The following is a 26943-nucleotide window of genomic DNA, read 5'->3' on the forward strand; positions in this document are numbered from 1 at the left end:
GAGAGAAGACTGAAGCCTTATGGCTACCACTTCACTTGACCTGGCCAAGGTCCGCAACATCGGGATCATGGCCCACATCGACGCGGGCAAGACGACCACCACCGAGCGGATCCTGTTCTACACCGGTGTGTCGTACAAGATCGGTGAGGTCCACGACGGCGCCGCCACCATGGACTGGATGGAGCAGGAGCAGGAGCGTGGCATCACGATCACGTCTGCTGCGACCACCTGTCACTGGCCGCTCGAGGACAACGACTACACCATCAACATCATCGACACCCCGGGGCACGTCGACTTCACCGTCGAGGTGGAGCGCTCCCTGCGTGTGCTCGACGGTGCCGTGACGGTGTTCGACGGTGTCGCCGGTGTCGAGCCGCAGTCCGAGACGGTGTGGCGTCAGGCCGACCGTTACGGCGTGCCGCGTATCTGCTTCGTCAACAAGCTGGACCGTACCGGCGCCGAGTTCCACCGCTGCGTGGACATGATCTCGGACCGCCTGGGCGCGCAGCCGCTGGTCATGCAGCTGCCGATCGGTGCGGAGGCGGACTTCAAGGGCGTCATCGACCTCGTGACGATGAAGGCCCTGGTCTGGTCGGCCGAGGCGACCAAGGGCGAGATGTACGACACCGTCGACATCCCGGACACCCACGCCGAGGCTGCCGAGGAGTACCGCGGCAAGCTGCTCGAGGCCGTCGCCGAGAACGACGAAGAGCTGATGGAGCTGTACCTGGAGGGCACCGAGCCCACCGTGGAGCAGCTCTACGCCGCGATCCGCCGTATCACCATCGCGTCCGGCAAGGGCGGCGGCACCACCGTCACCCCCGTGTTCTGCGGCACCGCGTTCAAGAACAAGGGCGTTCAGCCCCTGCTCGACGCGGTCGTGCGCTACCTGCCCACCCCGCTCGACGTCGAGGCCATCGAGGGCCACGACGTCAAGGACCCGGAGCAGGTCATCTCGCGCAAGCCGTCGGAAGAGGAGCCCCTCGCCGCGCTCGCGTTCAAGATCATGAGCGACCCGCACCTCGGCAAGCTCACCTTCGTCCGGGTCTACTCGGGCCGCCTGGAGTCCGGCACCTCGGTGCTGAACTCCGTGAAGGGCAAGAAGGAGCGCATCGGCAAGATCTACCGCATGCACGCGAACAAGCGTGAGGAGATCGACTCGGTGGGCGCCGGCGACATCGTCGCCGTGATGGGTCTGAAGCAGACCACCACGGGTGAGACGCTGTCCGACGACAAGAACCCGGTCATCCTGGAGTCCATGGACTTCCCGGCGCCGGTCATCCAGGTCGCCATCGAGCCCAAGTCGAAGGGCGACCAGGAGAAGCTCGGCGTCGCGATCCAGCGCCTGGCCGAGGAGGACCCCTCCTTCCAGGTGCACTCCGACGAGGAGACCGGCCAGACCATCATCGGCGGTATGGGCGAGCTGCACCTCGAGGTGCTGGTCGACCGTATGCGCCGTGAGTTCAAGGTCGAGGCCAACGTCGGCAAGCCGCAGGTCGCCTACCGTGAGACGATCCGCAAGGCCGTCGAGAAGGTCGAGTTCACCCACAAGAAGCAGACGGGTGGTACCGGCCAGTTCGCGCGCGTCATCATCGCGATCGAGCCGATCGAGGGCGGCGACGCCTCGTACGAGTTCATCAACAAGGTGACCGGTGGCCGTGTGCCGAAGGAGTACATCCCTTCGGTGGACGCCGGTGCGCAGGAGGCCATGCAGTTCGGCATCCTCGCCGGCTACGAGATGACCGGTGTCCGCGTGACGCTGCTCGACGGTGCCTACCACGAGGTGGACTCCTCCGAGCTCGCGTTCAAGATCGCCGGTTCGCAGGCCTTCAAGGAGGCCGCGCGCAAGGCCAGCCCCGTGCTGCTCGAGCCGATGATGGCCGTCGAGGTCACCACGCCCGAGGACTACATGGGCGAGGTCATCGGTGACATCAACTCCCGCCGTGGTCAGATCCAGGCCATGGAGGAGCGGGCCGGTGCCCGCGTCGTGAAGGGCCTCGTGCCCCTCTCGGAGATGTTCGGCTACGTCGGCGACCTGCGCAGCAAGACGTCCGGCCGTGCGAGCTACTCCATGCAGTTCGACTCCTACGCCGAGGTTCCGCGGAACGTCGCCGAGGAGATCATCGCGAAGGCCAAGGGCGAGTAACGCAGCGCGTCTGCACGCCGTAGGCTTGACTCCGGAGCCTTGAGGGGCATTCCACCGCAAATCGTGGTGAATGCCCCGGGGCCCGGGCTTTCCAGCAAAGATCACCTGGCGCCGATGAAGTAAGGCGTACCAGAACCACTCCCAGGAGGACCCCAGTGGCGAAGGCGAAGTTCGAGCGGACTAAGCCGCACGTCAACATCGGCACCATCGGTCACATCGACCACGGTAAGACGACCCTCACGGCCGCCATTACCAAGGTGCTGCACGACGCGTACCCGGACCTGAACGAGGCCTCGGCCTTCGACCAGATCGACAAGGCTCCCGAGGAGCGCCAGCGCGGTATCACCATCTCGATCGCGCACGTCGAGTACCAGACCGAGACGCGGCACTACGCCCACGTCGACTGCCCCGGTCACGCGGACTACATCAAGAACATGATCACGGGTGCGGCGCAGATGGACGGCGCCATCCTCGTGGTCGCCGCCACCGACGGCCCGATGCCGCAGACCAAGGAGCACGTGCTCCTGGCCCGCCAGGTCGGCGTTCCGTACATCGTCGTCGCCCTGAACAAGGCCGACATGGTGGACGACGAGGAGATCCTGGAGCTCGTCGAGCTCGAGGTCCGTGAGCTGCTCTCCGAGTACGAGTTCCCGGGCGACGACCTGCCGGTCGTCAAGGTCTCCGCGCTCAAGGCCCTCGAGGGCGACAAGGAGTGGGGCAACTCCGTCCTCGAGCTGATGAAGGCCGTGGACGAGAACATCCCGCAGCCCGAGCGTGACGTCGACAAGCCGTTCCTGATGCCGATCGAGGACGTCTTCACGATCACCGGTCGTGGCACCGTCGTCACCGGTCGTATCGAGCGTGGTGTCCTCAAGGTCAACGAGACCGTCGACATCGTGGGCATCAAGCCGGAGAAGACCACCACCACGGTCACCGGCATCGAGATGTTCCGCAAGCTGCTCGACGAGGGCCAGGCCGGTGAGAACGTCGGTCTGCTCCTCCGTGGCATCAAGCGCGAGGACGTCGAGCGCGGCCAGGTCATCATCAAGCCGGGCTCGGTCACCCCGCACACCGAGTTCGAGGCGCAGGCCTACATCCTGTCCAAGGACGAGGGTGGCCGCCACACGCCGTTCTTCAACAACTACCGCCCGCAGTTCTACTTCCGTACGACGGACGTGACCGGCGTGGTGACCCTCCCCGAGGGCACCGAGATGGTCATGCCGGGTGACAACACCGAGATGAAGGTGGAGCTCATCCAGCCCGTCGCCATGGAGGAGGGCCTGAAGTTCGCCATCCGTGAGGGTGGCCGGACCGTGGGCGCCGGCCAGGTCACCAAGATCAACAAGTGAGTCCTCGGACTGGCTTGAGGGTCTACTGACCTGAGTGGCTCGGAGGGGCCCGTACGACTTCGGTCGTGCGGGCCCCTTTGCCGTGCCGTGGGGGAGGGCGACGCCCCCGGCTCGTGGAGGAGCCGGGGGCGTCTGCGTGGGGGGTGCTGTGGGGCGTGGGGGTTGGTGCTGTGGGGCGGCAGGAGGTCAGCCGACCGTCCACTTCTGGTTGGCGGCGCCGGTGCACGTCCAGATCTGCAGCGGGGTGCCGTCGGCCGAGGAGTTGCCCTTGGCGTCCAGGCACTTGTCCGCGCCGACGTTGACCAGGTCGCGCGCCGCGGTGTGGACCCACTGCTGGGCCTTGGTGCCGTTGCAGGTGTAGAGCTGGACCGCGGCTCCGTCGGCGGTGGACCCGCCGCGCACGTCGAGGCACTTGCCGAGGGCGCGCACGGTGCCGTCGCTGCCGAGGGTCCACTTCTGGGCGTCGACACCGGTGCAGTGGTGGAGCTGGATGGGCGTGCCGTCGGCCGTCGAGGCGCCGGCGACGTCGGCGCACATGCCGCCGATGCCCTTGACGGAGCCGGTGGTGCCGGTGCCGCCGTCCGAGCCGTCGGACGTGGAGACGCGGACGTAGTCGACGGTCATCGTCTGCGGGAACTGGGTGTTCCCGTCCGGGCTGCCGGGCCAGTTGCCGCCGACGGCGAGGTTGAGGATCAGGAAGAAGGGGTGGTCGTAGACCCACTTCTTACCGCCGAGGTCGGCCGGGGTGCGTGTCTGGTAGGTCTGCCCGTCGACGGACCACATGATCTTCCCCGGCGTCCAGTCGACGGCGAAGACGTGGAAGTCGTCGGCGAAGGCCCGGCCGCCGGGGAGCGTGTACGCGGCGCCGATGCCGCCGCTGCCGGAGTAACCGGGGCCGTGCAGGGTGCCGTGGACGGTGCCGGGCTCGTGGCCGACGTTCTCCATGATGTCGATCTCGCCGCTGTTGGGCCATCCGACGCTGCCCAGGTCGTTGCCGAGCATCCAGAACGCGGGCCACATGCCCTGGCCGCGCGGCACCTTGATCCGGGCCTCGAAGTGGCCGTAGGCCTGCGTGAAGGTCTTGGCGGTGTTGAGCCGGGCGGAGGTGTACTGGCAGGTGCCGTACCAGCATTGGAGTCCGGGGTCGGAGTTCTTGCGGGCGGTGATGACCAGGTTGCCGTTGCCGTCGAGGGCAACGTTGTCTCTGGCGTTCGTGTAGTACTGCAGCTCGTTGTTTCCGTTGCCGGAACCGCCGGTCTCCACGGTCCACTTGGCCGGGTCCGGTGCGCTGCCGGCGGCGCCGTTGAACTCGTCGGACCAGGTCAGGGCGGCGGCTGCGGAGGTGGTAGTGGTCCCCGCCTGTGCGGCGGCATCGGCCTGTGCGGCGGACGGGCCGAGGGCGGTCAGGGTGAACGCGGCGGCGACGGAGGCGCAGACCAGCGGGACGAGCCCGCCGAGCGTTCGACGGCGTGTGCGATGAGCGGCCATGGCTGAACTCACCTTGTCTGTGGGGGATGGGGGGAGCGGCCGACGCTGTCGACCGTGGAGGGATGCTACGGACGGTTCAGCATGCAACCAACTGCCCGATTGGTCCGTCAAGGCCGCCTGAACTGGGGGGAGTTGGAGCAGGCCGGGTGACCTCCGGATCGCTTAAAGCGTGCTTAAGGCGGCGTTAGGGAGCGTCGGTCGTCACCGGCTGCGGCCAGGTGCAGGCGCAGGGTTGAGGTCCGCCGTATCCGTCTCACGCCGCTGCACTTGTCGTGTCCCGCCCTCGTGCGATGGGACGATAGGCGCACGAGTGATCGAGAGAACGGGGAGGCCGGCGTCATGGCCCGCTACGTGGAGACCCTGACCGTCGAGCGGGGCGGTTTCCGGATCAAGGTGCCGGAGTCGTGGTGGGAGTTCGACGTCCGGCCGGAGTCGCGGGACGACTCGATCCGGCGCATGGTGACCGAGCGGGTACGGCAGCGCCCGGAGCTGGAGCAGTACCGGGACACGTACGTCGACTTCCTCCGCAAGGCCGCGGCGGACGCGTGGAAGTCGGGCGCGCTGTACTGCGGTTGCATGGCGGAGAACTTCGGCGGCGACACGCCGATCACGGGGTCCGTGACCGTCTCCCTGGTCGGAGGCCGCAACGAGCGCGGTGAGCCGCTGTCCAACGACCCGGCGGCCATCGCGAGCCAGCTCGCGGTGAAGGAGGCCAAGCGGGAGGGCGACTCCTGGCGCAAGGTGACGACGGTCGACATCCCGGGCGTCGGCCCGGCGGCGCGTACGTACGGCATCGAGGACATCGCCGTACCGGGCGATGAGCTCAACCGCACCGTCCGGGCCGTGCTGATGCAGACGTACATCCCGGTGCCGGGCCAGGAGGGCAAGGTCGCCCTGGTCGCGGGCAGCAGCCAGGTGCTCGACCTCGCGGACTCGTTCTTCGACATCTTCGACGCGATCACGTCGACGTTCCGGTTCACGAGCTGATCGGTTTCCCGACGCTGCACTGGCGTTCGAGGGCGTTCTGGTGAGCGACGGTGGGGTGTGAGCGACGGTGACACGCGGGACTGGCCCCCGCAGACGGAAGCCGTACTGCGCCGTGCGGGCTGGCACCCCGGGCGCTCGGTGCCGACGGTCACTTGGGAGGCGGTCCTGAACGAGCGTGGGGACTTCGTGGCCCACGACGCGGCACGCCGGTTCCTCTCCGCCTTCGGCGGGCTGGTGACCTACGGCTGGCCCGCGGATTCGATCAGCACGTCGTCCGCCGTCCGCTTCGATCCCTTGCGCGCGCAATGGCAGGACGAGCGGTTCGTGAGGGCCAGCGGGGAGGCCGGAGCGCTCCTCTACCCTGTGGGTACGGCGGACGAGGGTGCCAGTTTCCTGGGCATCGCCGAGGACGGCGCCCTTCACCTCGTGAGGGACCGTGTGGAACTGCTCGCCCCGACCACCGGCCGGGCGCTGTCCCGCCTGGTCGAGGCGCAGGGCGCCCGGTCCGCCCTCTGGACGCTCGGCGTTGCGACGGCCGAGAGCCCTTTCTGGAGACGACTGCACTCGGTGGAGACCGGTCCGGATGCCGGGTCGCGCTGGCCCGAGGAGACGGACCGGGTGCTGCGGGCCGGCGGCTGGTTCCCCGGCCGGTCGATCCCCACGGAGACGTGGGAAGGCATCCTCCAGCAGGCCGGCGCATCCGAGGTCCACGACGCGGCACGGTGCTTCCTGTCCGAGTTCGGCGCCATGGGCGTATCCCACCGGGATCCGTGGGACTCGATGCCGTGGATGGAGTTCTCGCTGGATCCGCTGGCGGCGTTCTGGGACGCGGAGATCATCGACGACCTCTCCGAGCAGGCGGGCGTCGCCCTGTACCCGATCGGCACGCGCGACCGCGGGAACCAGTATCTGGCCATGGCCGAGGACGGCTCGGTCTATGCCGGCATGGACAGCGTCTGGCTACTGGCCCCCACGCCCGACGAAGCTCTCCGGAGGCTCACGAGCAGGATCCGGCCGACGGCTTCCTACTGAAGGCTGCGGCCCTGCCTTCTCGCCGAACCACTCCGCCTTGTAAGTTCACGTGTGCATACGGCTGTTGATGTAGGTGCGTACGTGACGGGGGTTGCGGTATGGCGGGGCACAGGCCGACGGATTGGCATGTCCTGGACTTGGACAAGGATCCGACGCCTGGTGATCCGCAGCGGGTGCGCACGCTGGCCAAGACGCTGCACGACTTCGCCGACGATGTCTCGGATGCGTTGCGTCTGGTCAAGGGCATGGCGGGCGAGGGGACGCTGCTGGAGTGGGCGGGCAAGTCGGCGGACGTCTTCAAGGAGGACTTCGGGGATGTCCCGAAGAACCTCAAGAAGCTGAAGAAGTCCTATGAGATGTGCGGGGACGCGCTGGCGGACTTCTGGCCGAAGCTGGAGCGTGCGCAGTCCCTGGCGGACAAGGCCCTGCGCAAAGGGCGCGAGGCCCGCGACAGCCTCTCCTCCGCCCAGTCCCGCCTCGCCTCCGCCGACTCGTGGGTGACGCGGGCCGGCAAGGAGGCGGACAAGTACAAGGACGATCCGACGGGCAGCAAGTCGGATGCGGACAAGCCGGACGAGGCCAAGGTCCGTGCGGCGACGCGGGATGTGCAGCACGCGAAGTCCGCCCAGACCAAGGCCCAGTCGGACGTCTCCGACGCGCAGGACGCGCTCGCCGCGGCGAAGAAGATGGCCGAGGACGCGCGCAAGATGCGTGAGGAGGCCGCGCGGGAGGCCAAGTCGAAGATCGACGAGGCCTCGGACGCGGGTATTCAGAACCGGTCGTGGTGGGAGGAGGTCGGCGACTGGTTCACGGACAACTGGGACACCATCGTCGCGGTGTGCAAGGTCGTCGTGGCGGTCGTCGGGATCGTCGCGATGATCATCGGTGGGCCGATTCTGGGCGCGATCGTGCTGATAGCGGCCGCTGTCGTGCTCGCGGACACGCTCTACAAATACTCAAAGGGCCAAGCGTCCCTATGGGACGTGGGGTTGGCGGCGCTGGACTGCATCCCGGGCATGAAGGGCCTGACGACCCTGGGCGGCATGGCCAAGGGCCTGAAGGCTTTCGGGAAGACCGGGCTCAAAGGCATGGCACTGGGGGTCAAGGGGCTTGGCAAGGGCACCCGAGCCCTCAGCCGCCAGATGAAGAAACTCGTCACATGTGGTGACCCGGTCGACATGGCCACCGGCCAGATGGTCATGTCCGAAACAGACGTCACGCTGGACGGCGTACTCCCTCTGGAACTTGAGCGTCACCACCGCACCGGTCTGTGTACCGGCCGCTGGTTCGGTCCCGCTTGGGCATCCACTCTGGACCAAAGACTGATACTCGAACCGGACGGAGTCCGCTTCACCACGGCCGACGGCATGGTCCTCACCTACCCCGTCCCGGAGCCCGGCGTCTCTGTGCAGCCGGTCGAGGGCCCACGCTGGCCCTTGGAGTGGGACGGCTTGGATGGCGGCGCCATGTTCGTGCGGCTGCCGGACTCGGGGCTGACTCTCCACTTCGGGCCCCTACCGGGCCAGCCGGTCGCCGAACTCCCATTGACCATGGTCAAGGACCGCAACGGCAACGCGATGCAGGTGCGGTACGGGCCCGACGGAGAACCGCAGCAGATCACCCACACCGGCGGCTACCGCCTCGGCGTGACCACCGACCATGGCCGGATCACAGCCTTCGTCCTGCTGAGTGACGCCGAGCGACCGGTCCTCCAGCGCTACGGGTACGACGCCTTTGGGAACCTCACGGAGATCTACAACTCCTCCGGTCTGCCGCTGAAGCTCTCCTACGACGAACAGCGCCGTATTACTGGCTGGGAGGACCGCAGCGGGACCTGGTACCGCTACAGGTACGACCCGGAGGGCCGCTGTACTCGTACCCGAGGCACTGAGGGCATCCTCGACTACACCTACGCCTATGACACGGAGAACCGCACCTCCGTAGCAACGAACTCCCTCGGGCACAGCACCACGTACCAATTCAACGACGCCTACCAGCTCGTGACCGAGACCGATCCTCTCGGTCACACCACGACCCGCATCTGGGACCGCTACGACAACCTCCTCTCCCTCACCGATCCACTGGGCCGAACCACCTCCTACGAGTACGACGACGCCGGCAACACCCTCCGGGTCGTCCATCCCGACGGAAGCTCCGCCGCGTACGCGTACGACACCGACGGTGCTCTGGTCTCCACCACGGAGCAGGACGGCGCACAGTGGCGGTACGTCTATGACGAGCGTGGGAACGCAGTCGCGATCACTGATCCCGCTGGTGCGACCACCGTCTATGGCTACGACGAGCACGGCGCGGTCGCCTCGGTCACCGACTCGTTGGGCAACGAGAGCCGGGTCCACAGCAACAAGGCGGGGCTTCCGACGGCGGTGTTCTCCGCGCTGGGTGCGACCACGCACTTCGCCTACGACGCGTTCGGACGAGTCCGGGAGGTCGTCGAGCCCGATGGCGCGGTGACCACGGTCGACTGGACAACCGAGGGGCGTCCGGCGCGACGCGTGTACCCCGACGGCGCCATGGAGAGCTGGACCTACGACGCCGAGGGCAGTCCACTCACCCACACCGACACGGGTGGCCGCCTCACACGGTTCGAGCCCGCCCCCTTCGACAGGGTCGCGGCCCGGATCGCTCCTGATGGAACCCGGACAGAGATCAGCTACGACACCGAACTCCGTCCCGTGTGTGTCCGCAACGCCCTGGGGCAGGTGTGGACGTACACATATGACCCCCGGGGTAACGTCGTCCAGGAGACGGACTTCAACGGCCGGACCGTCACCTACCGCTACGACGCGGCGCACCGGATCACTGAGCGCACCAACGGCGCGGGACAAAGCGTTCGCTACAGCCATGACCTCCTGGACCGGGTGATCCAGCAGTGGGACTCGGACGGTTGCATCAGCACCTTCGAGTACGACCAGGCCGGTGGCCTGGTCAGGGCGGTCAATCAGGATGCCGATCTCCGCTTCACGTATGACGCGCTCGGCCGGGTGCTGACAGAAAGCTGCAACGGCCGAGTCCTGGCGAACACATATGACGCCTTGGGCCGGCGGCTGCAACGGCGAACCCCCGCGGGCGCGCTCAGCGCGTGGCAGTACGACGCCGATCACCGGCCGGTCGAACTGCGTGGCTCGTCTCACAAGGTTGCGTTCGCCTACGATGCGGCGGGTCGTGAGGTCCTGCGTTCCATGCCGACGGGAGCGTCCCTGCTCCAGGAGTGGACCGTCGGCCACCGGTTGCTGTCCCAGGCCGTACGGACATCGGGAACGCCGGCCGGTGGCCTCGACCGGCGATACGCCTACCGGTCCGATGGCCTGCCCGGCACTGTCACCGACTCCGCCACGGGCCCCGTGGCCTATGAGCTCGACCAGACCGGACGGGTCACGGCGGTCACCGCCACCGACCGGCGCGAGACGTATGCCTACGACGCGCTGGGCAACCTGATCCATTCCGAAGTCCGTGCCGGAAGCCTCGCCGAGGCCCATGACTCCGACAGCAGGGTTCAGGGGCGCATGACCTACAGCGGCACGCTGGTGCAGACCGCCGGACGGTCGCGGTACGAACACGACGCACAGGGCCGCGTGGTCCGTCACACCCGTGCACTGCTGTCCGGAGGGTCCCGTACCTGGCTCTTCAGCTGGGATGCGGAAGACCGCCTGCGAGCGGTCACCACGCCGGACGGGCGTCACTGGCGCTACCGCTATGACCCGCTGGGCAGACGCATCGCCAAGGAACTCCTCGCTCCGGATGGCGAAGTGGTGGTCGAGCGCACCGATTTCGCGTGGGACGGCACTCGGCTGGCGGAAGCATGCCGCTCCGACTCGGCAGAAACCAGTCGGCATCGCGTCACCACCTGGGACTGGGAACCCGGTGGCGACCGTCCTCTCGTCCAGCGCACCCGCTTGGAGGAGCGGCCGGCCGGCGATGCGTGGGTGGACGAGCGGTTCTACTCCATCGTCACCGACCTCGTGGGCACGCCCACGGAACTCGTCGATGAGGTGGGGCGCACGGTCTGGCGTTCGCGCGGCACCCTATGGGGTCTGCCGCTCCGTGACCCGCCCGCTGACCCCGTTGAGTGCCCGCTGCGCTTTCCGGGCCAGTACTTCGACGCCGAGTCAGGGCTGCACTACAACCATCATCGTTACTACGACCCCGCCACGGCGCGCTATCACAGCCCCGACCCACTCGGGCTGGAACCGGCACCGCACCACCACGCATATGTGATCAACCCGCTCGTCTGGGTCGACCCGCTGGGCCTTGCGCCTTCGTGCAAGGCGGTCATCCGGCACTACACCGACAAGAACGGCTACAACAAGATCATGGGTGGCGGTGGCAAGGACGGCATCACTCTCAAGGTTCCTACGAACACCAAGAGCAAGAACGCGGCTGCCGTATACGTCACGCCCATGAGTCCGGCCGACGTAGCCAAGAGGCCCGGTGGCTTCAAGTCCTACCTCGGTCTGACCAAGGAGAAGAGTGAATACATGATCGAGTTCGAGGTGGAAAAGAAGCTCTTCTCAGGACGACTCAGGGGTGGACGGGACCACATCTGGTTCTCCAACAACGACGTGGCCATCCCCCGTGACGCGATCAGGTATCACGGCCCGACATCGAAGTGGAAAGCCTGAAGGACGCGTCCGCTGCGACACCCCACAGCACATTTGAGGAATTCTCATGGATCTCACCGGTCACTCGACCGACTTCATCGCCGACGCGTCGTTCCCCGAGGCCATGCGCCGCTTCGTCCGACTCGGTCAGCAGCGGTGGCCGGGGCTCTTCGTGTACGGCGAACCGCTGACGGACGGCGCCGCAGCGGACTGGCGCCTGCCGGAGTCGGCCGACGATGACTTCCCGGGCATCGTCACCTTTTCTTCCGGTAGGGAAATGGAGGAGTTCTGGGAGGCGAACGGCTACGCCCTCGACGCCGCGAGGCAAGGACCGTATGCCGTCTTCTATCGCCATCACGGGCAACCGCTGCACGCGACCACGGTCTCCGGCGTGCACGTCCGCTCCCCGGAACAGGAAGCGGCGGCCGAAGGGACCCGACTCCTGCTGTCCCAGTACTACGCGGTCAGCGTCGTGACCCCGGAAGATCCAGACACCGACCCGTTCTCCAGGGATGTCGTGCGTGACTTCGTGGCATCCTTCGACCCCTCGGCAGCCGACTCGTAGGTTGCCGAAATCCACCGCCGCTGCGACCCGCGTCCGACGCGCCCGACCGGGGAAGGCCGCCATTGGGCCTGCGGCGCAACGCTGGAGCGGATCCTCCACCTGTGAGGCCCGGACGGGAGGCAGGGCCGCCCGGTCTTGTGTTTGACCAACATCACCCCCGGGGTACTCTCTCCGGCTCGATTGGCATCCCCACTGCCCCATATGGCAGACTGTCCGAGTTGCTCGGTCGAGTGTTGATGCTGCGCGCCTCCCGCCGGGGGGACCGGAAGCGAGTCCCACAGTACTCGTCGCCCTAACTGCCACCACGGCAGCGCTGGGGCGGACGTACGGGAATCTTCCGGGAAGTGTATGCGCGGCACCGGCCAGGCACCCGGTGGGCCTTTGCCCCCGGCTCGCGGTACCGGAAGGGCCGTGTGCAATCCCGCAGGGATGTTCGGACAAGGGACATCTGTGTCAGCGGGAGCGCGACACGCCCGACCGCGTGGGTCGGAGGAGCGAAGGCAGCAGAAGGAATCCGCCGGGTTCCAGAGCGTGAGAAGAGACAGGACTACTGAGTAGCCATGGCGGGACAGAAGATCCGCATCCGGCTCAAGGCCTACGACCACGAGGTCATCGACAGCTCGGCGAAGAAGATCGTCGAGACGGTGACGCGTACTGGTGCGTCGGTCGCGGGCCCGGTGCCGCTGCCCACTGAGAAGAACGTGTACTGCGTCATCAAGTCGCCGCACAAGTACAAGGACTCGCGCGAGCACTTCGAGATGCGCACGCACAAGCGCCTGATCGACATCCTCGACCCGACCCCCAAGACCGTTGACTCTCTGATGCGACTCGACCTCCCGGCCGGTGTCGACATCGAGATCAAGCTCTGAGGCCGGTGATCTGAGAGATGGCTAAGCAGATCAAGGGCATCCTGGGCGAGAAGCTCGGTATGACGCAGGTGTGGGACGCGAACAACCGCGTGGTCCCCGTCACCGTCGTCAAGGCCGGGCCCAACGTCGTCACCCAGGTCCGCACGAACGATGTCGACGGCTACGAGTCCGTCCAGATCGCCTTCGGCGAGATCGACCCGCGCAAGGTGAACAAGCCCCTCAAGGGCCACTTCGCCAAGGCCGACGTCACCCCCCGTCGCCACCTCGTCGAGATCCGCACCGCGGACGCCTCCGAGTACACGCTGGGCCAGGAGATCACCGCTGAGGTGTTCGAGGCCGGCGTGAAGGTCGACGTGACCGGCAAGAGCAAGGGCAAGGGCTTCGCCGGTGTCATGAAGCGCCACAACTTCCGTGGCCTCGGCGCCGGACACGGCACCCAGCGCAAGCACCGCTCTCCCGGTTCCATCGGTGGCTGCGCCACCCCGGGCCGTGTGTTCAAGGGCCTCCGCATGGCGGGTCGCATGGGCAACGAGCGGGTCACCACCCAGAACCTGACCGTCCACGCCGTTGACGCGGAGAAGGGTCTGCTGCTCATCAAGGGCGCGGTTCCCGGTCCGAACGGCGGCCTCGTCCTGGTCCGCACCGCGGCCAAGGGGGCCTGAGGTAATGAGCACTGTTGACATCCTTTCGCCGGCGGGCGACAAGGCCGGTTCCGTCGAGCTCCCCGCGGAGATCTTCGACGTCGAGAAGGTCAGCATCCCGCTGATCCACCAGGTCGTCGTCGCGCAGCTGGCCGCGGCCCGTCAGGGCACGCACAAGACCAAGACCCGTGGCGAAGTCCGCGGCGGTGGCAAGAAGCCGTACCGCCAGAAGGGCACCGGTCGCGCCCGTCAGGGTTCGACCCGCGCGCCGCAGTTCGCCGGTGGTGGCGTCGTGCACGGTCCCGTGCCGCGTGACTACTCGCAGCGGACCCCGAAGAAGATGAAGGCTGCCGCCCTGCGTCACGCCCTCACCGACCGGGCCCGCCACAACCGCATCCACGTCGTCTCCGGCGTGGTCGAGGGTGACAGCCCCTCGACGAAGGCCGCCCGGACGCTGTTCGGCAAGATCTCGGAGCGCAAGAACCTGCTCCTGGTCGTCGACCGCGCCGACGAGGCCGCGTGGCTGTCCGCCCGCAACCTGCCCCAGGTCCACATCCTGGAGCCGGGCCAGCTGAACACGTACGACGTTCTCGTCTCGGACGACGTGGTCTTCACCAAGGCCGCCTTCGAGTCCTTCGTGTCCGGCCCGAAGGCCAATGACACCGAAGGGAGCGAGGTCTGATGGCTATCCGTCACCCCGCAATCGCCTCCAAGGCGGCGAAGAAGGCCAAGGCCGCTCGCGTCGCCAAGGCGCGCCGCCACGCCGCCGAGGGCAAGAACACCGTCGAGACCCCGCTGAGCAAGTCCTTCACGGACCACCGTGACGTGCTGCTCAAGCCGGTCGTCTCCGAGAAGAGCTACGCGCTCCTCGACGAGGGCAAGTACACGTTCATCGTGGACCCGAGCGCCAACAAGACCCAGATCAAGCAGGCCGTCCAGGCGGTCTTCTCGGTCAAGGTCACCGGGGTCAACACGATCAACCGCCAGGGCAAGCGCAAGCGGACCCGCACGGGCTTCGGCCAGCGCGCGTCCACCAAGCGCGCGATCGTGACCCTCGCCGAGGGCGACCGTATCGACATCTTCGGCGGTCCGACCGCGTAAGCGGGTCGGATCGTCCGATATCGGACGAGGACTGAGAAATGGGAATCCGCAAGTACAAGCCGACTACGCCGGGCCGCCGTGGCTCGAGCGTCGCCGACTTCGTCGAGGTCACGCGGTCCACGCCGGAGAAGTCGTTGGTCCGCCCCCTGCACAGCAAGGGTGGCCGTAACAACTCCGGTCGTGTGACCGTCCGCCACCAGGGCGGTGGCCACAAGCGCGCCTACCGCGTGATCGACTTCCGTCGTCACGACAAGGACGGCGTGCCGGCGAAGGTCGCGCACATCGAGTACGACCCCAACCGCACCGCGCGCATCGCGCTCCTGCACTACGCGGACGGCGAGAAGCGCTACATCCTCGCGCCGCGTGGCCTGAACCAGGGCGACCGCGTCGAGAACGGTCCCGGGGCCGACATCAAGCCGGGCAACAACCTCGCCCTGCGCAACATCCCGGTCGGTACCACGCTGCACGCCATCGAGCTGCGTCCGGGTGGCGGCGCGAAGTTCGCCCGCTCCGCCGGCGCCTCGGTGCAGCTGCTCGCGAAGGAGGGCTCCATGGCCCACCTGCGCATGCCGTCCGGTGAGATCCGCCTGGTCGACGTCCGCTGCCGCGCCACTGTGGGCGAGGTCGGCAACGCCGAGCAGAGCAACATCAACTGGGGCAAGGCGGGCCGTAAGCGGTGGCTGGGCGTTCGCCCGACCGTCCGTGGTGTGGTCATGAACCCGGTTGACCACCCGCACGGTGGTGGTGAGGGCCGGACCTCCGGTGGTCGTCACCCTGTGTCCCCGTGGGGCAAGAAGGAAGGCCGTACTCGTTCGCCCAAGAAGGCGTCGAACAAGTACATCGTCCGCCGCCGCAAGACGAACAAGAAGCGCTAAGGACGGGTTGAGATGCCTCGTAGCTTGAAGAAGGGGCCCTTCGTCGACGACCACCTGATGAAGAAGGTGGACGCCCAGAACGAAGCCGGCACCAAGAACGTCATCAAGACCTGGTCCCGTCGCTCGATGATCGTGCCGGCCATGCTCGGCCACACGCTCGCGGTGCACAACGGCAAGACCCACATTCCGGTGTTCGTCACCGAGTCGATGGTCGGCCACAAGCTCGGCGAGTTCTCGCCGACCCGCACCTTCCGGGGCCACGTCAAGGACGACCGGAAGTCGAAGCGCCGCTAGTCGGCGGGGTGCAATCGACCATGACAGACACTGGAAGGACAACCATGGAAGCCAGGGCCCAGGCGCGGTACATCCGCGTCACGCCCATGAAGGCCCGCCGCGTGGTGGACCTCATCCGTGGCCTGAACGCCACGGAGGCTCAGGCGGTCCTGCGTTTCGCCCCGCAGGCCGCGAGCGTGCCGGTCGGCAAGGTGCTGGACAGCGCCATCGCCAACGCCGCGCACAACTACGACCACACCGATGTCGACAGCCTCTACATCTCCGAGGCCTACGTCGACGAGGGCCCGACCCTGAAGCGGTTCCGGCCGCGTGCCCAGGGCCGTGCCTACCGGATCCGCAAGCGGACCAGCCACATCACCGTGGTCGTCAGCAGCAAGGAAGGAACCCGGTAATGGGCCAGAAGGTAAACCCGCACGGGTTCCGGCTCGGTGTCACGACCGACTTCAAGTCGCGTTGGTACGCCGACAAGCTGTACAAGGACTACGTCAAGGAAGACGTCGCCATCCGCCGGATGATGACGTCCGGCATGGAGCGCGCCGGCATCTCCAAGGTCGAGATCGAGCGCACCCGTGACCGCGTGCGTGTGGACATCCACACCGCTCGTCCGGGCATCGTCATCGGCCGCCGCGGCGCCGAGGCCGACCGCATCCGCGGCGACCTCGAGAAGCTCACCGGCAAGCAGGTCCAGCTGAACATCCTCGAGGTCAAGAACCCCGAGACGGACGCTCAGCTCGTGGCCCAGGCCGTCGCCGAGCAGCTCTCGTCCCGCGTCTCCTTCCGCCGTGCCATGCGCAAGAGCATGCAGTCGGCGATGAAGGCCGGCGCCAAGGGCATCAAGATCCAGTGCGGTGGCCGCCTCGGCGGCGCCGAGATGTCCCGCTCGGAGTTCTACCGCGAGGGCCGCGTGCCCCTGCACACGCTCCGCGCGAACGTGGACTACGGCTTCTTCGAGGCCAAGACGACCTTCGGCCGCATCGGCGTGAAGGTCTGGATCTACAAGGGCGACGTCAAGAACATCGCCGAGGTCCGCGCCGAGAACGCCGCTGCCCGTGCGGGTAACCGCCCGGCCCGTGGTGGCGCCGACCGCCCGGCCCGTGGTGGCCGCGGTGGCGAGCGTGGCGGGCGCGGTCGCAAGCCGCAGCAGGCTGCCGGTGCCGAGGCCCCCAAGGCCGAGGCTCCCGCCGCCGCTCCGGCTGAGAGCACCGGAACGGAGGCCTGACCGACATGCTGATCCCCCGTAGGGTCAAGCACCGCAAGCAGCACCACCCCAAGCGCAACGGCATGTCCAAGGGTGGCACGCAGGTTGCGTTCGGCGAGTACGGCATCCAGGCGCTGACCCCGGCCTATGTGACGAACCGCCAGATCGAGGCCGCTCGTATCGCCATGACGCGTCACATCAAGCGTGGTGGCAAGGTCTGGATCAACATCTACCCGGACCGCCCCCTCACCAAGAAGCCGGCCGAGACCCGCATGGGTTCCGGTAAGGGTTCGCCGGAGTGGTGGGTGGCCAACGTCAAGCCCGGACGCGTGATGTTCGAGCTGTCGTACCCCAACGAGAAGATCGCGCGCGAGGCCCTGACCCGTGCGGCTCACAAGCTGCCGATGAAGTGCAAGATCGTCAAGCGCGAGGCAGGTGAAGCGTGATGTCGGCCGGTACCAAGGCGTCGGAGCTGCGCGAGCTGGGCAACGAGGAGCTTCTCAACAAGCTCCGCGAGGCCAAGGAAGAGCTGTTCAACCTCCGCTTCCAGGCGGCGACGGGCCAGCTCGAGAACCACGGTCGGCTCAAGGCCGTCCGCAAGGACATCGCGCGGATCTACACCCTGATGCGTGAGCGCGAGCTGGGCATCGAGACGGTGGAGAGCGCCTGATGAGCGAGAGCAACGTGACTGAAGAGACCAAGACGGACCGCGGTTTCCGCAAGACCCGTGAGGGTCTGGTCGTCAGCGACAAGATGGACAAGACCGTCGTCGTCGCCGTCGAGGACCGCGTCAAGCACGCGCTGTACGGCAAGGTCATCCGTCGTACGAACAAGCTCAAGGCCCACGACGAGCAGAACGCCGCGGGTGTCGGCGACCGCGTCCTCCTCATGGAGACCCGGCCGCTGTCCGCGACCAAGCGCTGGCGCGTCGTCGAGATCCTCGAGAAGGCCAAGTAATCCCTCCTAGGGGGACCCCCTAGGCATCGTTCCGCCAGGCTCGGCAGGGGCCGACTTCACGGGAAGCCCCTGCCGGGAACCGGCAGACAACCAGGAGATAGACGTGATCCAGCAGGAGTCGCGACTGCGTGTCGCCGACAACACGGGTGCGAAGGAGATTCTCTGCATCCGTGTGCTCGGTGGCTCCGGTCGCCGCTACGCGGGTATCGGTGACGTCATCGTCGCCACCGTCAAGGACGCGATCCCCGGTGGCAACGTGAAGAAGGGTGACGTCGTCAAGGCGGTCATCGTTCGCACCGTCAAGGAGCGCCGCCGTCCGGACGGCTCGTACATCCGCTTCGACGAGAACGCCGCCGTCATTCTGAAGAACGACGGCGACCCTCGTGGCACCCGTATCTTCGGCCCGGTCGGCCGTGAGCTGCGCGAGAAGAAGTTCATGAAGATCATCTCCCTCGCGCCGGAGGTGCTGTGAGCATGAAGATCAAGAAGGGCGACCTGGTCCAGGTCATCACCGGTAAGGACAAGGGCAAGCAGGGCAAGGTCATCGCGGCCTTCCCCCGCGAGGACCGCGTCCTGGTCGAGGGTGTCAACCGGGTCAAGAAGCACACCAAGGCCGGTCCGACGGCTCGCGGTTCGCAGGCCGGCGGCATCGTCACCACCGAGGCGCCGATCCACGTCTCCAACGTCCAGCTGGTCGTGGAGAAGGACGGCAACAAGGTCGTGACCCGCGTCGGTTACCGCTTCGACGACGAGGGCAACAAGATCCGCGTTGCCAAGCGGACGGGTGAGGACATCTGATGGCTACCACCACCACTCCGCGTCTGAAGCAGAAGTACCGTGAGGAGATCACGGGCAAGCTGCGTGACGAGTTCCAGTACGAGAACGTCATGCAGATCCCCGGTCTCGTCAAGATCGTGGTCAACATGGGTGTCGGCGACGCCGCCCGTGACTCGAAGCTGATCGAGGGCGCCATCCGCGACCTCACCACGATCACCGGTCAGAAGCCGGCCGTCACCAAGGCCCGCAAGTCCATCGCGCAGTTCAAGCTGCGCGAGGGTCAGCCGATCGGTGCCCACGTCACGCTCCGTGGCGACCGCATGTGGGAGTTCCTGGACCGCACCCTGTCGCTCGCGCTGCCGCGCATCCGCGACTTCCGCGGCCTGTCCCCCAAGCAGTTCGACGGCCGTGGCAACTACACCTTCGGTCTCACGGAGCAGGTCATGTTCCACGAGATCGACCAGGACAAGATCGACCGCGTCCGGGGTATGGACATCACCGTGGTGACCACGGCGACCAACGACGCTGAGGGCCGCGCGCTCCTTCGTCACCTCGGCTTCCCGTTCAAGGAGGCGTGAGCGAGATGGCGAAGAAGGCTCTGATCGCTAAGGCTGCTCGCAAGCCCAAGTTCGGTGTGCGTGGCTACACCCGCTGCCAGCGCTGCGGCCGCCCGCACTCCGTGTACCGCAAGTTCGGCCTGTGCCGCGTGTGCCTTCGTGAGATGGCTCACCGTGGCGAGCTGCCGGGCGTGACCAAGAGCTCCTGGTAATCCCCCACTTAGGGATTCCCGGAAGACTCTCGGTAAGCATCTGGGTGGACAGGGGCCCGCCCCGCATGGCTTAGGCTTGTGGGGTTGGGCGCCTGTCGCGCCCGTACGACTTACTACGCCGTAGGTCCACCGCGCCGCACCCGTCCCGTCTCGGATCGGGGAGAGGGATGGCGCACCAGGAAACCCCGGCGAGAGAGGCCGAAGGCCAATTCATGACCATGACTGATCCGATCGCAGACATGCTTACGCGTCTGCGGAACGCGAACTCGGCGTACCACGACACCGTGGCGATGCCGCACTCCAAGATCAAGTCGCACATCGCGGAGATCCTCCAGCAGGAGGGCTTCATCACGGGCTGGAAGGTCGAGGACGCCGAGGTCGGCAAGAACCTCGTCCTGGAGCTGAAGTTCGGCCCCAACCGTGAGCGCTCCATCGCGGGCATCAAGCGGATCTCCAAGCCCGGTCTGCGGGTTTACGCGAAGTCCACCAACCTGCCGAAGGTGCTCGGCGGCCTCGGCGTGGCGATCATCTCCACGTCGCACGGGCTCCTCACCGACAAGCAGGCCGGCAAGAAGGGCGTAGGCGGAGAAGTTCTCGCCTACGTCTGGTAACGGAAGGGAACGGAGGAAACAGCTATGTCGCGCATCGGCAAGCTCCCCATCGCGGTTCCCGCCGGCGTGGACGTCACCATCGACGGCCAGACGGTCTCGGTCAAGGGCCCCAAGGGCACGCTGACCCACACCGTCGTGGCGCCGATCGAGATCGCCAAGGGTGAGGACGGCGTGCTGAACGTCACCCGCCCCAACGACGAGCGTCAGAACAAGGCCCTGCACGGCCTGTCCCGCACGCTGGTGGCGAACATGATCACCGGCGTGACCGAGGGTTACGTGAAGAAGCTCGAAATCAGCGGTGTCGGTTACCGCGTTGTCGCCAAGGGCTCGAACCTGGAGTTCTCCCTCGGCTACAGCCACCCGATCCTGGTCGAGGCGCCCGAGGGCATCACCTTCAAGGTGGAGGCCCCCACGCGCTTCTCGGTCGAGGGCATCGACAAGCAGAAGGTCGGCGAGGTTGCGGCCAACATCCGCAAGCTGCGCAAGCCCGACCCGTACAAGGCCAAGGGTGTCAAGTACGAGGGCGAAGTCATCCGCCGCAAGGTCGGAAAGGCGGGTAAGTAAGCCATGGCATACGGGCAGAAGATCCTCAAGGGCGACGCCTACAAGCGCGCCGCGATCAAGCGCCGTCACATCCGGATCCGCAAGCGGATCAACGGTACGGCGGAGCGTCCCCGTCTGGTCGTGACCCGCTCCAACCGCCACATCGTGGCGCAGGTGATCGACGACCTGAAGGGCCACACCCTGGCGTCGGCGTCCACCCTGGACAGCTCGATCCGCGGTGGCGAGGGCGACAAGTCCGCGCAGGCGAAGCAGGTCGGCGCCCTGGTCGCCGAGCGTGCCAAGGCCGCCGGTGTCGAGGCCGTCGTGTTCGACCGTGGTGGCAACCAGTACGCCGGGCGCATCGCCGCCCTGGCGGACGCCGCCCGCGAAGCCGGGCTCAAGTTCTGAGCCGCTTGTAGCTAGCGGAAAGAGAGAGGTAATCCAATGGCTGGACCCCAGCGCCGCGGAAGCGGTGCCGGTGGCGGCGAGCGGCGGGACCGGAAGGGCCGTGACGGCGGCGCTGCTGCCGCCGAGAAGACCGCGTACGTTGAGCGCGTCGTCGCGATCAACCGCGTCGCCAAGGTTGTGAAGGGTGGTCGTCGCTTCAGCTTCACCGCGCTGGTCGTGGTGGGCGACGGTGACGGCACCGTGGGTGTCGGATACGGCAAGGCCAAGGAGGTGCCGGCCGCCATCGCCAAGGGCGTTGAGGAGGCCAAGAAGCACTTCTTCAAGGTCCCCCGCATCCAGGGCACCATCCCGCACCCCATCCAGGGTGAGAAGGCTGCCGGCGTCGTGCTGCTCAAGCCCGCGTCCCCGGGTACCGGTGTGATCGCCGGTGGTCCGGTGCGTGCCGTGCTCGAGTGCGCCGGTATCCACGACGTGCTGTCGAAGTCGCTCGGCTCCGACAACGCCATCAACATCGTGCACGCCACCGTGGCGGCCCTGAAGGGCCTGCAGCGTCCCGAGGAGATCGCGGCCCGCCGCGGTCTGCCCCTCGAGGACGTCGCCCCCGCGGCTCTCCTGCGTGCGCGTGCCGGGGCGGGTGTGTGATCATGGCGCAGCTCAAGATCACGCAGGTCAAGTCCTACATCGGCAGCAAGCAGAACCACCGTGACACCCTGCGCTCCCTTGGTCTCAAGGGCATCAACACGCAGGTCGTCAAGGAGGACCGCCCCGAGTTCCGCGGCATGGTGCACACCGTCCGCCACCTCGTGACGGTCGAGGAGGTCGACTGATCATGGCGGAGCAGAACCCGCTCAAGATCCACAACCTCCGTCCCGCCCCGGGCGCCAAGACCGCCAAGACCCGTGTCGGTCGTGGTGAGGCGTCGAAGGGTAAGACGGCCGGTCGTGGTACCAAGGGCACCAAGGCCCGCTACCAGGTTCCGGAGCGCTTCGAGGGTGGCCAGATGCCCCTCCACATGCGTCTCCCGAAGCTGAAGGGCTTCAAGAACCCGTTCAAGACCGAGTACCAGGTCGTGAACCTCGACAAGCTGGCCGCGCTCTACCCCGAGGGTGGCGAGGTCACCGTCGAGGGTCTGGTGGCCAAGGGTGCCGTTCGCAAGAACGCGCTCGTCAAGGTCCTCGGCCAGGGCGAGATCTCCGTGGCGCTGCAGGTGACGGTCGACGCCGTCTCCGGCTCCGCCAAGGAGAAGATCACCGCCGCCGGCGGTTCCGTCACCGAGCTCGTCTGAACACCACAGGCGTCTCGATGACCTGAGCGATCCCGACCGGGGATACCCCACATATGGGGTATCCCCGGTTGGTCGTTCCTAGGGCGGCAGTCTCGCCGGTAAGGTGGCTTGCACTGCCCTCTTTACACAGGGTGCTGCACTTCCGGCACTCTGAGCGGCAGTTGACCGTTACTTATTCGTCGAACCTCAAGACCGTCACCCTTGACGCAGTTGCGCGGGGGTCGCAGGAGGCACCGTGCTAACCGCGTTCGCCCGGGCGTTCAAGACGCCCGACCTGCGCAAGAAGCTGCTCTTCACGCTCGGCATCATCGTGATCTACCGGGTGGGTACGCACATCCCGATCCCCGGTGTCGACTACCGCAACGTCCAGACGTGTATCGACAGCGCACAGGCCAACCAGGGCCTGTTCGGTCTGGTGAACATGTTCAGCGGTGGCGCCCTGCTCCAGATCACGATCTTCGCGCTGGGCATCATGCCGTACATCACGGCGAGCATCATTCTGCAGCTGCTGACCGTGGTGATCCCACGCCTGGAAGCCCTCAAGAAGGAGGGTCAGGCCGGTACGGCGAAGATCACGCAGTACACCCGTTACCTGACGATCGCCCTCGCCATCCTCCAGGGCACCGGCCTCGTCGCCACCGCCCGCAGCGGCGCCCTGTTCCAGGGCTGCCCGGTGGCGAGCCAGATCGTCCCCGACCAGTCGATCTTCGTCACCGTCACCATGGTCATCACCATGACCGCCGGTACGGCGACCGTGATGTGGCTCGGTGAGCTCATCACCGACCGCGGCATCGGCAACGGCATGTCCATCCTGATGTTCATCTCGATCGCCGCCACCTTCCCGTCCGCGCTGTGGGCCATCAAGGAGCAGGGCTCGCTGGCCGGCGGCTGGATCGAGTTCGGCACCGTCATCGCGGTCGGTCTCGTCGTGATCGGCCTGGTGGTCTTCGTCGAGCAGGCCCAGCGCCGCATTCCGGTCCAGTACGCGAAGCGCATGATCGGCCGCCGGTCCTACGGCGGTACGTCGACGTACATTCCGCTGAAGGTCAACCAGGCCGGCATCATCCCTGTGATCTTTGCCTCGTCGCTGCTCTACATCCCGGCGCTGATCGCGCAGTTCGCCGGTGGGAACTCCGGCTGGAAGGTCTGGATCGAGAAGAATCTCGCGCTTCCGGATGCCCCGGCGCACATCGTCCTCTACTTCCTTCTGATCATTTTCTTCGCCTTCTTCTACGTGGCGATCTCCTTCAACCCCGAGGAAGTCGCCGACAACATGAAGAAGTATGGTGGCTTCATCCCGGGCATCCGGGCTGGCCGACCGACCGCTGAGTACCTGTCGTACGTGCTCAACCGGATCACCTGGCCGGGTTCGCTGTACTTGGGGCTGATCGCTCTCGTGCCGACGATGGCGTTGGCTGGTTTCGGGGCAAACCAGAACTTCCCGTTCGGCGGGACCAGCATCCTGATCATCGTGGGTGTCGGTCTCGAGACCGTGAAGCAGATTGAGAGCCAGCTTCAGCAGCGCAATTACGAAGGGTTCCTCCGCTGATGCGAATCGTCCTCGTCGGGCCGCCGGGTGCCGGTAAGGGAACGCAGGCCGCGTTCCTGGCCAAGAACCTGTCGATCCCGCACATCTCCACGGGCGACCTGTTCCGGGCCAACATCAGCCAGCAGACGGAACTCGGCAAACTGGCGAAGTCCTACATGGACGCGGGCAATCTCGTGCCCGACGAGGTCACCATCGCGATGGCGAAGGACCGCATGGAGCAGCCGGACGCCGAGCACGGTTTCCTGCTGGACGGCTTCCCGCGCAACGTGTCGCAGGCCGAGGCGCTGGACGAGCTCCTCGAGGCCGAGGGCATGCAGCTCGACGCGGTGCTGGACCTGGAGGTCCCCGAGGACGAGGTCGTCAAGCGGATCGCCGGCCGCCGCGTCTGCCGCAACGAGTCGGCGCACGTCTTCCACGTGACGTACAAGCCGCCGGCCAAGGAGGGCGTCTGCGACGTCTGCGGCGGCGAGCTCTACCAGCGGGACGACGACTCCGAGGAGACCGTCCGCAAGCGGCTGGAGGTCTACCACACCCAGACCGAGCCGATCATCGACTACTACAAGGCCCAGGGCCTGGTGGTCACGATCTCCGCGCTCGGCAAGGTGGAGGACGTCACGACGCGCGCCATGGAGGCGCTCAAGCGTGGCGAGGACGACAAGTAGTCGGTCTGCACGCAGCTACGGCCGCGGCTCCCCTCGGGGGCCGCGGCTGCTGTGTGAGACCGGGCGGGGCGTGCGGCCCCGTATCGTTGATGGGGTCCGCAGTCCCCGAAGGTCCAGAAAGGCCGTAGCCCCCATGGTGCAGATCAAGAGCCCCGAGCAGATCGCGAAGATGCGTGAGGCGGGGCTGGTCGTCGCCGCCATCCACGCGGCGACCCGTGAGGCCGCCGTGCCCGGGGCCACGACGAAGGATCTGGACCAGGTCGCCCGCAAGGTCCTCGCCGAGCACAACGCCAAGCCGAACTTCCTCGGCTACGGCGGCTTCCCGGCGACGATCTGCACCTCGGTCAACGAGGTCGTCGTCCACGGCATCCCCTCCGACGACGTCGTCCTCAAGGACGGGGACGTCATCTCCATCGACTGCGGCGCCATCATCGACGGCTGGCACGGCGACGCCGCCTACACGGCCTTCGTGGGCTCCGGTCACGCCCCGGAGCTGGTCGAGCTCTCCCGGGTGACCGAGGAGTCGATGTGGGCCGGCATCGCGGCCATGAAGCAGGGCAACCGCCTGGTCGACGTCTCCCGGGCGATCGAGACGTACATCCGCCGCCAGCCCAAGCCGGGCGGCGGCAAGTACGGGATCATCGAGGACTACGGCGGCCACGGCATCGGCACCGAGATGCACATGGACCCGCACCTGCTGAACTACGTCGACCGGCGGCGCGGCAAGGGCCCCAAGCTGGTGCCCGGCTTCTGCCTGGCGATCGAGCCGATGGTGTCGCTGGGGACGCCGAAGACGGAGGTCCTGGAGGACGACTGGACGGTCGTCACCACGGACGGTACGTGGTCGTCGCACTGGGAGCACTCCGTCGCGCTGACGGAGCAGGGGCCGCTGGTGCTGACGTCTCCCGACGGGGGCAAGGCGAAGCTCGCGGAGCTGGGTGTCGTGGCCGCGCCGGATCCGCTGGGCTGAGTGCCATCGGGGGAGGGCGGGTGGTCCTGCCCGGGGGCGGCTGCGGGTGTGTGAGGGCTCGTCGCGCAGTTCCCCGCGCCCCTCACGGGGCGCTTAAAGCTCTTTCTGCCGGGGCAGACTCTCTCGATTCGTGTTTCCGAGGGCCCTGACGTAGACTGACTCGTCGGCTCTTGTGTACCCGCATGCCTGCATGCACCCGCACAGAGTCGATCAAGGTAGTCGATTCGAAGGGCGAAGCGTGGCCAAGAAGCAAGGTGCCATCGAGATCGAGGGCACTGTCGTCGAGTCTCTTCCGAACGCCATGTTCAAGGTCGAGCTCCAGAACGGCCACCAGGTCCTGGCACACATCAGCGGCAAGATGCGTATGCACTACATCCGCATCCTCCCTGACGACCGGGTCGTGGTGGAGCTGTCTCCGTACGACCTGACGCGTGGCCGGATCGTCTACCGCTACAAGTAGATCTTGTCTGCACCCCAGGTACCGCGTGCGGTGACTGGGGTCGCCGGCACTGACCCGGAGAACCTCAATCCCATGAAGGTCAAGCCGAGCGTCAAGAAGATCTGCGACAAGTGCAGGGTGATCCGCCGTCACGGTCGGGTCATGGTCATCTGCGACAACCCGCGCCACAAGCAGCGCCAGGGCTGACGCACGACCGATCCCTCTGCCCTCTCGCAGAGACTCGCGCGACGCAAGCTGAACAGTTCATACGCAGGACCCAGCCGGACAGTGATCCGTCTGACACCCCCGGTCGGAGGCCGGGGACCCAGTTCGTACCTGGTACGGCGGCTGGGAGTCGGTTCTGTGGAAGACCTCCGTCAAGTAACTGGAGCCATTGAATGGCACGCGTTTCCGGTGTTGACATCCCGCGCGAAAAGCGCGTGGAGATCGCCCTCACCTATGTGTTCGGCATCGGCCGGACCCTCTCGCAGCAGACGCTGGCCGCCACCGGCGTCGACCCGAACACCCGCGTTCGCGACCTCTCCGAGGAGCAGCTCGTCGCGATCCGCGAGTACGTCGACAACAACATCAAGACCGAGGGTGACCTCCGTCGCGAGATCCAGGCCGACATCCGCCGCAAGGTCGAGATCGGTACCTACCAGGGTCTGCGTCACCGCCGCGGCCTGCCCGTCCGCGGTCAGCGCACCAGCACGAACGCCCGTACCCGCAAGGGTCCGCGTCGCGCCATCGCCGGCAAGAAGAAGCCGGGCAAGAAGTAGTCCGCAGCGGACTCGCCGTCCAGCGGTCTT

The 26943-nt window shown here is 66.8% G+C and carries 34 protein-coding genes; 33 read left to right on the forward strand and 1 reads right to left on the reverse strand.

The window, feature by feature from the left end; all coding sequences use genetic code 11:
• Positions 1 to 19: 19 nt before the first annotated feature.
• Entirely contained in the window at positions 20 to 2146 is a 2127-nt protein-coding gene (gene fusA / locus ABZY20_RS20300) for an elongation factor G (RefSeq protein WP_356442895.1), read from the forward strand.
• Positions 2147 to 2301: 155 nt separating this feature from the next.
• Complete coding sequence (tuf, locus tag ABZY20_RS20305; RefSeq protein ID WP_016434619.1) at positions 2302 to 3495, forward strand: elongation factor Tu; 1194 nt, start codon at positions 2302 to 2304, stop codon at positions 3493 to 3495.
• A 186-nt stretch (positions 3496 to 3681) separates the two neighbouring features.
• Here the strand turns inward: tuf and ABZY20_RS20310 are convergent, their stop codons facing one another.
• A complete protein-coding gene (locus tag ABZY20_RS20310; protein ID WP_356442896.1) occupies positions 3682 to 4983 on the reverse strand; it encodes a family 16 glycosylhydrolase in 1302 nt (433 codons plus the stop codon).
• A gap of 339 nt (positions 4984 to 5322) precedes the next feature.
• On the opposite strand from ABZY20_RS20310, the gene ABZY20_RS20315 reads away from it, so the two are divergent.
• From ABZY20_RS20315 to rpsM, 31 genes are all read left to right on the forward strand, one after another.
• Positions 5323 to 5970, forward strand: coding sequence for a hypothetical protein (locus ABZY20_RS20315; RefSeq protein ID WP_356442897.1), 648 nt, complete (start codon positions 5323 to 5325; stop codon positions 5968 to 5970).
• 57 nt (positions 5971 to 6027) lie between these two features.
• Positions 6028 to 7002, forward strand: a complete 975-nt coding sequence (locus ABZY20_RS20320) for an SUKH-3 domain-containing protein (RefSeq protein WP_356442898.1) — start codon at positions 6028 to 6030, stop codon at positions 7000 to 7002.
• A gap of 137 nt (positions 7003 to 7139) precedes the next feature.
• Entirely contained in the window at positions 7140 to 11642 is a 4503-nt protein-coding gene (locus ABZY20_RS20325) for a DUF6531 domain-containing protein (RefSeq protein WP_356442899.1), read from the forward strand.
• 46 nt (positions 11643 to 11688) lie between these two features.
• Positions 11689 to 12186: a hypothetical protein gene (locus tag ABZY20_RS20330; protein ID WP_356442900.1), complete on the forward strand. Its 498-nt coding sequence runs from the start codon at positions 11689 to 11691 to the stop codon at positions 12184 to 12186.
• Between the two features lie 560 nt (positions 12187 to 12746).
• Positions 12747 to 13055 (forward strand): 30S ribosomal protein S10, encoded by a 309-nt coding sequence (rpsJ, locus tag ABZY20_RS20335; RefSeq protein ID WP_003948644.1) that lies wholly within the window; start codon positions 12747 to 12749, stop codon positions 13053 to 13055.
• A 17-nt stretch (positions 13056 to 13072) separates the two neighbouring features.
• Positions 13073 to 13717: a 50S ribosomal protein L3 gene (rplC, locus tag ABZY20_RS20340; protein WP_010036739.1), complete on the forward strand. Its 645-nt coding sequence runs from the start codon at positions 13073 to 13075 to the stop codon at positions 13715 to 13717.
• A gap of 4 nt (positions 13718 to 13721) precedes the next feature.
• A complete protein-coding gene (rplD, locus tag ABZY20_RS20345) occupies positions 13722 to 14378 on the forward strand; it encodes a 50S ribosomal protein L4 (protein ID WP_356442901.1) in 657 nt (218 codons plus the stop codon).
• The gene (rplW, locus tag ABZY20_RS20350) at positions 14378 to 14797 is read left to right on the forward strand and encodes a 50S ribosomal protein L23 (protein ID WP_356442902.1); all 420 of its coding nucleotides are present in this window, start codon (positions 14378 to 14380) and stop codon (positions 14795 to 14797) included. The genes rplD and rplW overlap by 1 nt, the downstream gene beginning before the upstream one ends.
• 38 nt (positions 14798 to 14835) lie before the next feature.
• On the forward strand, positions 14836 to 15672 hold the full coding sequence (gene rplB, locus ABZY20_RS20355) for a 50S ribosomal protein L2 (protein ID WP_167991126.1): 837 nt from the start codon (positions 14836 to 14838) through the stop codon (positions 15670 to 15672).
• A 12-nt stretch (positions 15673 to 15684) separates the two neighbouring features.
• Positions 15685 to 15966 (forward strand): 30S ribosomal protein S19, encoded by a 282-nt coding sequence (gene rpsS / locus ABZY20_RS20360; protein WP_053759516.1) that lies wholly within the window; start codon positions 15685 to 15687, stop codon positions 15964 to 15966.
• 44 nt (positions 15967 to 16010) lie between these two features.
• Positions 16011 to 16358 (forward strand): 50S ribosomal protein L22, encoded by a 348-nt coding sequence (gene rplV, locus ABZY20_RS20365; RefSeq protein WP_010036727.1) that lies wholly within the window; start codon positions 16011 to 16013, stop codon positions 16356 to 16358.
• On the forward strand, positions 16358 to 17185 hold the full coding sequence (gene rpsC / locus ABZY20_RS20370) for a 30S ribosomal protein S3 (RefSeq protein ID WP_030839666.1): 828 nt from the start codon (positions 16358 to 16360) through the stop codon (positions 17183 to 17185). The genes rplV and rpsC overlap by 1 nt, the downstream gene beginning before the upstream one ends.
• Positions 17186 to 17190: 5 nt before the next feature.
• Entirely contained in the window at positions 17191 to 17610 is a 420-nt protein-coding gene (gene rplP / locus ABZY20_RS20375) for a 50S ribosomal protein L16 (RefSeq protein ID WP_004984526.1), read from the forward strand.
• Complete coding sequence (rpmC, locus tag ABZY20_RS20380; RefSeq protein ID WP_010036720.1) at positions 17610 to 17834, forward strand: 50S ribosomal protein L29; 225 nt, start codon at positions 17610 to 17612, stop codon at positions 17832 to 17834. The genes rplP and rpmC overlap by 1 nt, the downstream gene beginning before the upstream one ends.
• Positions 17834 to 18121 carry a 30S ribosomal protein S17 gene (gene rpsQ / locus ABZY20_RS20385; protein WP_010036717.1) on the forward strand — a complete coding sequence of 96 codons (288 nt, stop codon included), beginning with the start codon at positions 17834 to 17836 and terminating at the stop codon, positions 18119 to 18121. The genes rpmC and rpsQ overlap by 1 nt, the downstream gene beginning before the upstream one ends.
• Positions 18122 to 18224: 103 nt before the next feature.
• On the forward strand, positions 18225 to 18593 hold the full coding sequence (gene rplN / locus ABZY20_RS20390; RefSeq protein ID WP_003998823.1) for a 50S ribosomal protein L14: 369 nt from the start codon (positions 18225 to 18227) through the stop codon (positions 18591 to 18593).
• A 2-nt stretch (positions 18594 to 18595) separates the two neighbouring features.
• Positions 18596 to 18919 (forward strand): 50S ribosomal protein L24, encoded by a 324-nt coding sequence (gene rplX / locus ABZY20_RS20395; RefSeq protein WP_003992365.1) that lies wholly within the window; start codon positions 18596 to 18598, stop codon positions 18917 to 18919.
• Entirely contained in the window at positions 18919 to 19476 is a 558-nt protein-coding gene (gene rplE, locus ABZY20_RS20400) for a 50S ribosomal protein L5 (RefSeq protein WP_356442903.1), read from the forward strand. The genes rplX and rplE overlap by 1 nt, the downstream gene beginning before the upstream one ends.
• 5 nt (positions 19477 to 19481) lie before the next feature.
• Positions 19482 to 19667, forward strand: coding sequence for a type Z 30S ribosomal protein S14 (locus ABZY20_RS20405; RefSeq protein ID WP_003948630.1), 186 nt, complete (start codon positions 19482 to 19484; stop codon positions 19665 to 19667).
• A gap of 212 nt (positions 19668 to 19879) precedes the next feature.
• Positions 19880 to 20278: a 30S ribosomal protein S8 gene (gene rpsH / locus ABZY20_RS20410; protein ID WP_015658459.1), complete on the forward strand. Its 399-nt coding sequence runs from the start codon at positions 19880 to 19882 to the stop codon at positions 20276 to 20278.
• 24 nt (positions 20279 to 20302) lie between these two features.
• Complete coding sequence (gene rplF / locus ABZY20_RS20415) at positions 20303 to 20842, forward strand: 50S ribosomal protein L6 (RefSeq protein WP_356442904.1); 540 nt, start codon at positions 20303 to 20305, stop codon at positions 20840 to 20842.
• A 3-nt stretch (positions 20843 to 20845) separates the two neighbouring features.
• Entirely contained in the window at positions 20846 to 21229 is a 384-nt protein-coding gene (gene rplR, locus ABZY20_RS20420) for a 50S ribosomal protein L18 (protein ID WP_010036704.1), read from the forward strand.
• A 36-nt stretch (positions 21230 to 21265) separates the two neighbouring features.
• Entirely contained in the window at positions 21266 to 21871 is a 606-nt protein-coding gene (rpsE, locus tag ABZY20_RS20425) for a 30S ribosomal protein S5 (RefSeq protein ID WP_094054455.1), read from the forward strand.
• A 2-nt stretch (positions 21872 to 21873) separates the two neighbouring features.
• The gene (gene rpmD, locus ABZY20_RS20430; RefSeq protein WP_003974250.1) at positions 21874 to 22056 is read left to right on the forward strand and encodes a 50S ribosomal protein L30; all 183 of its coding nucleotides are present in this window, start codon (positions 21874 to 21876) and stop codon (positions 22054 to 22056) included.
• Positions 22057 to 22058: 2 nt separating this feature from the next.
• Complete coding sequence (gene rplO / locus ABZY20_RS20435; RefSeq protein ID WP_094054456.1) at positions 22059 to 22514, forward strand: 50S ribosomal protein L15; 456 nt, start codon at positions 22059 to 22061, stop codon at positions 22512 to 22514.
• A gap of 235 nt (positions 22515 to 22749) precedes the next feature.
• Positions 22750 to 24063: a preprotein translocase subunit SecY gene (gene secY, locus ABZY20_RS20440; RefSeq protein WP_356442905.1), complete on the forward strand. Its 1314-nt coding sequence runs from the start codon at positions 22750 to 22752 to the stop codon at positions 24061 to 24063.
• Positions 24063 to 24725 (forward strand): adenylate kinase, encoded by a 663-nt coding sequence (locus ABZY20_RS20445; RefSeq protein WP_356442906.1) that lies wholly within the window; start codon positions 24063 to 24065, stop codon positions 24723 to 24725. The genes secY and ABZY20_RS20445 overlap by 1 nt, the downstream gene beginning before the upstream one ends.
• 133 nt (positions 24726 to 24858) lie before the next feature.
• Positions 24859 to 25695 carry a type I methionyl aminopeptidase gene (gene map, locus ABZY20_RS20450; protein ID WP_356442907.1) on the forward strand — a complete coding sequence of 279 codons (837 nt, stop codon included), beginning with the start codon at positions 24859 to 24861 and terminating at the stop codon, positions 25693 to 25695.
• A gap of 238 nt (positions 25696 to 25933) precedes the next feature.
• The gene (gene infA, locus ABZY20_RS20455; protein ID WP_003948620.1) at positions 25934 to 26155 is read left to right on the forward strand and encodes a translation initiation factor IF-1; all 222 of its coding nucleotides are present in this window, start codon (positions 25934 to 25936) and stop codon (positions 26153 to 26155) included.
• Between the two features lie 72 nt (positions 26156 to 26227).
• Positions 26228 to 26341 (forward strand): 50S ribosomal protein L36, encoded by a 114-nt coding sequence (rpmJ, locus tag ABZY20_RS20460; protein WP_003974245.1) that lies wholly within the window; start codon positions 26228 to 26230, stop codon positions 26339 to 26341.
• A gap of 191 nt (positions 26342 to 26532) precedes the next feature.
• Positions 26533 to 26913, forward strand: coding sequence for a 30S ribosomal protein S13 (rpsM, locus tag ABZY20_RS20465; RefSeq protein WP_004984507.1), 381 nt, complete (start codon positions 26533 to 26535; stop codon positions 26911 to 26913).
• Positions 26914 to 26943 lie beyond the last annotated feature (30 nt).

Source organism: Streptomyces sp. NPDC006624 (assembly GCF_040611555.1).
Lineage (GTDB): Bacteria > Actinomycetota > Actinomycetes > Streptomycetales > Streptomycetaceae > Streptomyces.